This is a genomic window from Candidatus Phytoplasma sp. AldY-WA1 (assembly GCF_020312115.2).
GTDB lineage: Bacteria > Bacillota_I > Bacilli_A > Acholeplasmatales > Acholeplasmataceae > Phytoplasma > Phytoplasma vitis.
This window is the reverse complement of the sequence record NZ_JAHRHX020000028.1, coordinates 1-7,503: the sequence shown is the minus strand read 5'-3', so window position 1 is coordinate 7,503 and position 7,503 is coordinate 1. Positions and strand designations below refer to the sequence as shown.

The 7,503-nt window shown below is 25.9% G+C and carries 7 protein-coding genes and 1 tRNA gene; all 8 read left to right on the top strand.

Annotation, left to right across the window (positions count from 1 at the left end; all coding sequences use genetic code 11):
• Window positions 1–916, top strand: a 916-nt coding sequence (locus KTO59_RS02915; RefSeq protein ID WP_284928542.1) for an AAA family ATPase, incomplete at its 5' end; no start/stop codon positions are given.
• Between the two features lie 149 nt (window positions 917–1,065).
• Window positions 1,066–2,634, top strand: a complete 1,569-nt coding sequence (locus KTO59_RS02910) for a coiled-coil domain-containing protein (RefSeq protein ID WP_284928541.1) — start codon at window positions 1,066–1,068, stop codon at window positions 2,632–2,634.
• Between the two features lie 159 nt (window positions 2,635–2,793).
• The gene (locus tag KTO59_RS02905; RefSeq protein ID WP_284928540.1) at window positions 2,794–4,356 is read left to right on the top strand and encodes a hypothetical protein; all 1,563 of its coding nucleotides are present in this window, start codon (window positions 2,794–2,796) and stop codon (window positions 4,354–4,356) included.
• A 79-nt stretch (window positions 4,357–4,435) separates the two neighbouring features.
• The gene (locus KTO59_RS02900) at window positions 4,436–5,080 is read left to right on the top strand and encodes a DUF2963 domain-containing protein (protein WP_284928539.1); all 645 of its coding nucleotides are present in this window, start codon (window positions 4,436–4,438) and stop codon (window positions 5,078–5,080) included.
• A gap of 162 nt (window positions 5,081–5,242) precedes the next feature.
• The gene (locus KTO59_RS02895) at window positions 5,243–5,587 is read left to right on the top strand and encodes a hypothetical protein (RefSeq protein ID WP_284928537.1); all 345 of its coding nucleotides are present in this window, start codon (window positions 5,243–5,245) and stop codon (window positions 5,585–5,587) included.
• 416 nt (window positions 5,588–6,003) lie between these two features.
• Complete coding sequence (locus tag KTO59_RS02890; RefSeq protein ID WP_284928535.1) at window positions 6,004–6,600, top strand: hypothetical protein; 597 nt, start codon at window positions 6,004–6,006, stop codon at window positions 6,598–6,600.
• Window positions 6,601–6,674: 74 nt separating this feature from the next.
• Window positions 6,675–6,743, top strand: a tRNA-Ser gene (locus KTO59_RS02885).
• A gap of 272 nt (window positions 6,744–7,015) precedes the next feature.
• Window positions 7,016–7,141 carry a hypothetical protein gene (locus KTO59_RS02880; protein WP_284928533.1) on the top strand — a complete coding sequence of 42 codons (126 nt, stop codon included), beginning with the start codon at window positions 7,016–7,018 and terminating at the stop codon, window positions 7,139–7,141.
• Window positions 7,142–7,503 lie beyond the last annotated feature (362 nt).

Below are 7,503 nucleotides of genomic sequence, written 5' to 3'. Positions count from 1 at the left end.
TGACGAAGGACCAGCATACGAATTCAAACCAGCTAATTCTAATAAATTCTTATCATTTGACAAACTAATCGGATTTAAAGAAGAATTAACAGCATGTGATGGATTCTTAGACTACTTAAAAAATAAATCAAATTATGAAGGAATCGGAGATGTTGAAGCACCGTTAGGAATCTTAATGTACGGATGTCCTGGTACTGGTAAAACAACATTAGCACGAGCATTAGCAAAAGAGACTAAATTACCGTTTTTCGAAGTAAGCAGTTCTATCTTCTCTCAAAAATACAAAGGACTTGCACCACAAATGGTTCAAGACTTATTTGCAGCAGCAAGAAAAGAAGCTGAAGCTAAAGAAAATAACGGAGCAATTATCTTTTTAGATGAATGTGAAACTATTTTTACTGATTTAGGTTCACTTGAAGCTGGATCCGAAATTGCAAACGTTGTTAACCAATTTAAAACTGAAATGACATCAGTTGATAACAATCCAAACAAACCAATCTTTGTCATCGGTGCAACAAACCACGTCGAACAAATCGACGAAGCTATTAAATCAAGATTCACTTACAACATTGAAGTTAAACCAGGAAATAGAGAAGAACGTAAAAAAATGTTAGAATTCTTAATCAAAAAACGTAATAATCCATACTGTCCTGAATCAAAAGATTATTTATTAAACGTCATTAACGAATCATTAGAACGTTTACCACAAGAACAAGCATTTTTAAAAGCAAATCGTACACTCGAAAACCTTTTAAAAACGACAGTCAGTGTATTCGCAAGAAACCGTGGAACTGGTGAAGATAAAAGAAAAGTAATTAACAAAGAAGATTTACAACAAGCATACAAAATGATAATTTCACCAAACATTGACGTGTTAAACCAAATAGAAAAAGAATTAACATCTCAATCTAAATAATTTTAAAACCCATTTACACAACTAGGTTTTTGAGAAACCTAGTTGTGTATATATCAATCCTAAACAGCACAAAACAAAAAAAAAAAAAAACTGCTAAGACACAACAAAAAAATCATATTAAAAAAAACAAAATAAGAAAGGGAATAAATATGATTTCAATAACAAAACTATTATTCTCATATTATAAAATTATAATTTCATTTATTGCAATTATTCCAATTATATTTTTAATTCATGGAATATACCAATCTTCACGAAAAAAAATTATTATTTCAGTTGTGGCATTAATTATATTATTCGGGTTATTTTCCTATATAAGAAAAAAAGATCCATCATCTAAATACGCTGATATAACAGTTAATAGATTTGACGATATAATTTATAAATTAGAAAACGTCTATGACAATTTTGAAGGAACAAAATCACAATTAAAAAATAAATTAGAAAAAATCAATATTGAATTAACAGAATTACAAGACAAAATAACATTAACTGAAGAACAAGAAACAAAAATTAAAGAACTTTTAGACAAAAATGAAAATACATTCCAAGAAATCGATGATAAAATAAAAGATAATAATAAAAACATTTGTTTTTGGCACGGTCAATTAATTAATTTAGAAGAACAAAAAATACAAAATAAAAACTTAAAAACACAAGACGAACAAATACGCGAACTATTACAAAAAGAAATTGATAGATTAACTGACGAATTACACGATATTGTAGAACCAATTAATCTAATTAAACCTAAAATTAAAGAATTAGAAAGTCAATGTGAAAAATTTAATGAAATGTTAGTTAGTGCTGAAAAAATTAAACAAGATTTAGAACACAAATATAAAAATTTAACTTCTAAGGAACAAACTGTTTTTAATCAAATCAAAACAGAGGAACAACATCTAAAAGAATATAAAAACTTGATTGTTAAATCAGAAGTAAAACGATTAGAACTTATAAACAAAACCAATCATTTAAAACTTGAACTAGAATTAGCAAAACAATGTAAACTTGCATGGGACGATTACAATAAAAAACACAAATTTAGTTTTGAAAATCCTCAAGATGCTCTTTTTGAAAGATTCGAAATTTATCAAAATACATTTACTGCAAAAATGTTTAAAAATATAACAAATGATTTAAAAAAACATGGAGATAAAATTGCAATTACAACACATGAATTTCAACGTGGATATAACATTATCAAAAAAGATTATTTCAATGATGATAATACACCAAAAATGATAAATGCAGATACATATAAAGATGTTTGTAATAGATGCAACTGTGTAATTGAAAAACATGAAAATGAATTCAATGAAAATAATAAATTAATTGAAAAAATATGTCATTTCACTGGTGGTAAAGGTATTTGGTTAATTGAAGATTTTCAAGATAAACAAAAAGATATTAATTTACAAAAAAAAGAAATTAAAGAAGATAACACAAATATCGAAATTAAAGAAAAACAAAATGTAAAATTAAATGATTATACAAATATTGTTAAAAATTTAAAATTAAATTTAATTGAAAATGAAGAATTGGAAAACATGATAATTTTACAAGAAATATTAAACACCCGTTATGAAAATAAATTAGATGAAATTGAAGCTCGAAAAGAAGTTTTAAAATCAAAACAATATAATCGAATGATAGACATAAGAAAACAAAAACGTTGTGCTCGAATGTTAAAAAAATTAGAAACTATAAAACATTAATTTTTATAATTTAATTTATAATTTTAACACAACACAAATAACAACCCGCAAAAAACAAAAAAACATCAAACACACAAAAAAAACAAAAAAGAAGCAAACGCAAAGGTATAATAAAAATCATAATAATTAAAAAAACAAAACAAGAAAGGAAAATTAAATATGATTTCATTGACAACATTATTTTTTCAACATTATAAAATTATATTCTCATTTGTTGCAATTATACCTATTATATTTCTAATTTACGGAATATATAAATTTTCATTAAAAAAAATTATCATTTCAGTTACAATATTAATTACATTATTAGGAATATTTATCTATATAACTAAAAAAGTACCATTATCTAAATATACACCCAAAACATTTATTTGTATAGACGAAAAACTTAAGCAGTACGATAATCTTTTAAGTAATTATGATGGATTAAATACAAAACTATATGACGAAGCAAAAAAAATTGCAACTGAAATAAAAGAATTATCCGAAACTCTTGAATTAACTCAAGAAGAAAAAGAAAAAGTCGAAAAACATTTAGAAGAAAACGAAAATAAAATTAAAGAAATTAAGGAAAAATGTAAATTTATCGAACAAAACATTTGTATTTTAAACGGTCAATTAATTGACTTAGAAAAACAAAAATTAGAAAATGAAGCAAAAACAAAACAAATACAAGAACAATTAGCTAAAGAACTAGATGAAGAAGTACGCAAAAAATTAAATGAAGAAATCGCCAAATTGCAAAAAGAACATAGAGATATCATCGAAAAAATAGTCGGTGTAAAAAGAGAAATTGGTAAATTAAAAAACAAACAGGAAATGTATAATGACATGTTAAAAAGAGCTGAAACGTTAAAAAATTCATTACAAAGAGATTTTGACAATTTCACAACTGACGAACAAGCAATATTATTAAAAATTAATAATAGAAAAGACCGTCTTGATAAAATTGAAGCTCAAATTAAAGAAAACAAAGCTGAAATGCAAAAAATAGAAGAAGAAAAAAAAGAAATCGCAATGAAACGTTCGTTTGCGGAAGCATGTAGAGCTGCTTGTATTACTTACGAAAAAGAACACGAATTCAATTTTGGAAATTTTACTAATGCATTATTTAAAGGATTCGATATGTATACTGATTATGCAACTGGTAGATGTTTAGTAAAAACTGCTGGAATTTGCACTAAAGCAGTTGGAGGACAAATTACAAAAACAGCATTATATTTTAACGAAGGTAATAAAATATTTAATACTTTACAAAGACAATTTTGTAAAGAAGATGGAAGTCCAAAAATGATAGATGAATCTACTTATAAATCTATTGTTGAAAAAACTGATAAAGATTTTGAAGATTGTGCTGATAGATATAAAGAATGCAAAACTAAAGGAGACCAATTGTTAAAAGACTCAAATCCAGCAAATTTAGAACAAGCAGCAAATAACGAAAAAAAACAAATTAAAGGAATTAGAAACGAAAATCGTTTAGAACTTCAAGAATTTAAAAAAATTATTGAAGATCTTGAAAATAAATTACAAGATATAAATAATTTAGAAGTACAACGTGATTTAGAACAAGAATTAGAAGAAACACGAGCACGATATAACGAACTAATCGAAGCAAACAAAAATCAATTAAAACAAAAATCACCGAGTTTTAATGCAAGAGATAATCATGCTAGAAACATGAGATATACACGTTATGGAATAAATATTGTCAAAAAATAAATTATATGACTTTAGTTGTATAATTTATTTATAATATTTATATATATTTTAAAAAAATAAAAAAAAAGGAAAAAAAATCATGAACTTAAAACAAATAATTATAACATTTATTATTTTAATAATTTTAATCGGTGCTGGTCGGTATTATTATAACAAATTCAAACCGTCAACTCCAAATTCAACAAACGGATCACAAACAAACATAAAAAAATGTATTGATCAATATGGGAACAAAGTCGATGTGGAATATAATACAAACAACAAAATAATCAAACAAACAACCTATCAAAAAAGAAGCAATACTATCAAACAAATTGACGAATATACTGATAATGAAAAATTAATTAAATCAACACACTACCAACGTGATGGCCAAACTATCGCACAAATTCACGAATACAACGAAAACGAAAAATTAGTTAAAGCAAAACATTACCAACCTAACGGCCGAACAATTGAACAAATTGACGAATACAACGAAAACGGCCAAAACACTAAAGCAACAGAATATTACCCTGATGGTCAAACTATTAAACAAAATGGTGAATACGAAAATGGAATATTAATTAAAAAAACAGAATATAACACCGATAAAACCATTAAAAACATTGAAGAATACAACCCTGTTGACGGCCAACCAACCAAAACAACAGAATATAACCTCGATAGAACCATTAAAAAAATAACGGAATACAACCCCGATGGAACAAAAAAAATAAAATAAACAAGACTCACTTACACGAGTCTTTTTTTTATTTTAAACAATTGAATAAAAAAACATAAAATAAAAATCACGACCTTGTTATTGTCGCTAAACTAACAAACCAAGAACAATTAAATTGTTCTTTTTTTTATTTAAATAAAAAAAACGAAAGGAGAAAATAACATGGAAACTAAAAACGTTGAAAAGTTACAAATCGTAACTAATATTTTCTTAATTCTTTTTTGTACATTTAGCATGTTTGTAATGACATTAACTGAAATACGTCGTCCAAGCGTAACACCAACAACTGGAACAACTGAAGTAGCAACAGCAGCGACTGGAACTACAACTCCAATACCAGCAGCAACTGGAACACCAACAGCAACTGATAAAAAAGAAACAACTGATAAAAAAGAAACAACTGATAAAAAAGATGAATCTAAATCAGCAACATCTGACAAAAAAGATGATGCTGTAAAACCAGCTGAAAAACCAGCTGACACACCATCAGCTCCAGCTACAAAATAATCATCTAACTTTGATTATTAATTAAAAACCCATTTAAATGGGTTTTTAATTTTTATAAACATTAATAAAATTTCATTAATTTTTATAAAAACTAAAAACCCCTCAACAAAAAAACCAAACAAACTTCAATGATTGTTTTTTTTCAAAAAAACAATCATTAATTTTCACCCAACCAAATAAACAAAAAAACACAGGCAAAAAAAAAAAAAAAAAAAAAAAACTGCCAAGGCCTTAAAAAATAAAATCAAATTACAAAAAACCACACAAACAAACACAAACACACCAGGTAAACAATAAAAACCACCAAAAACCTAAAAAACACGACCTTGTTATAGTCGTAAAACTGACAACTAATAATAATTAAATTATTCTTTTTTTTATTTATAAATAAAAATTCAAAAGAAAGGAGAAAAATCATGGAAAACACTAGAAAACAAAATATTTTAAATTTCACATTTTTATCATTAATTTTTATTGGAGTAATATTAACAACTTGTGGTATTGCATTCGCTATATCTAACTATTTTAAAACTGAAACAAGACATACAGTAAACGTTCAAAACAAATTTGCTAGATTAGTTGTTACAGAAGCTAGAATACAAGATCCTTCAGTTGACAAATTTTTAATTCCAACTGAAATACCAATGACAGCACCAACTACTGACACATATACAGTAATCAAAAATTTTGTTGGAAAACTTGACAGCCAAGGAAAAAAAATTGAACAAGATATGTTTTTGAAAACAATAATAAAATACGAAAATGATGAAATAGGTAAATTCTTTAGTTCACAACTTAAAGTCAACGGTACAATTTATGACGATACTAAACGCGTAAAAATAGTTGCAGATCAAGATTATCAAATCTCAGTTGAAACACAACAAACAGCTATTGCTGGCGATAATTTAACATCAATAATAGTTATTGTTGAATATGAATTAGTTGATAAAGATGGCAAATCGTTCGAAGGAACAAAAGAAATCATCAAATCTCAAATCGTAAAAACAACGTAAACATTAACGCTTAATTCATTTAAGAACAAAGACTCATTTTGAGTCTTTTTCTTTATTTTTAAAATAAAAGAAACCGAGAAGTAGCTAAATCGTTATAGCACTAAAGAATAGAAGTTATGGGTTCAAATCCCATCTTTCGACCACACCAAATTTTACCAAAACCTTTTTAAAAAAAAAAAAAAACGCTAAGGCATTAAAAAATTATACACATATAAAAACTAAAAAATAAAAAGGAATAAAAACTTATGGAAAACAAAAAATTATCGAAAATAAAAGCAGATTTTCATTAAAAAGTCTGGTTTTTGTATTAATTCACGCTATTATGGTCTTTTTAATCGTTACATTTTATTTTTATTACAGTACAAGAGGCAAAATCCAATCAACAAACAAAAATTAAATGAAAAATTAAACGAAATTGAAAAATATTGACGAATGTCATGAAATAAATCAAAAACAATTTGATAAAATAATCGAAAAACTTGATAAATTAATCAAAGACAAAGACTCAAACAGCAAACCTTCACCAAAAAAAAAAGAATGAACTAAAAAAAACAAGAACAACAATAGGCAACAAACAACAAAAAAACCAAAAAAAACCAAACCCCATTTACGCAACCAGGGTTTTTCAAAAACCCAGTTGCGCCATAACAATTTCCCAACCACCACACACCAAAAACAAAAAGCTAACGCCCAGGAAATTAAAAAAAATTACACCATTTTAAAAAAAATAAAAAAATAAAAAGAAAAGGAGCAAATATCATGCCAATTAAAAAACAAACAACAACAACCGAAACAATAGAAACAGAAACAAAAAAACCATTTTTAAAAAAAGTTAAAACTGTTTTTATCATTGGTTTTGTCTTAACAATATTAATATTAGGTATTTGGTATTGTATATCACAA

What these genes read in the sequence shown, in the direction of transcription:
- KTO59_RS02910 (WP_284928541.1), top strand. Translation starts at nt 1,066, where the DNA reads ATGATTTCAATAACAAAACTATTATTCTCATATTATAAAATTATAATT.
- KTO59_RS02905 (WP_284928540.1), top strand. Translation starts at nt 2,794, where the DNA reads ATGATTTCATTGACAACATTATTTTTTCAACATTATAAAATTATATTC.
- KTO59_RS02900 (WP_284928539.1), top strand. Translation starts at nt 4,436, where the DNA reads ATGAACTTAAAACAAATAATTATAACATTTATTATTTTAATAATTTTA.
- KTO59_RS02895 (WP_284928537.1), top strand. Translation starts at nt 5,243, where the DNA reads ATGGAAACTAAAAACGTTGAAAAGTTACAAATCGTAACTAATATTTTC.
- KTO59_RS02890 (WP_284928535.1), top strand. Translation starts at nt 6,004, where the DNA reads ATGGAAAACACTAGAAAACAAAATATTTTAAATTTCACATTTTTATCA.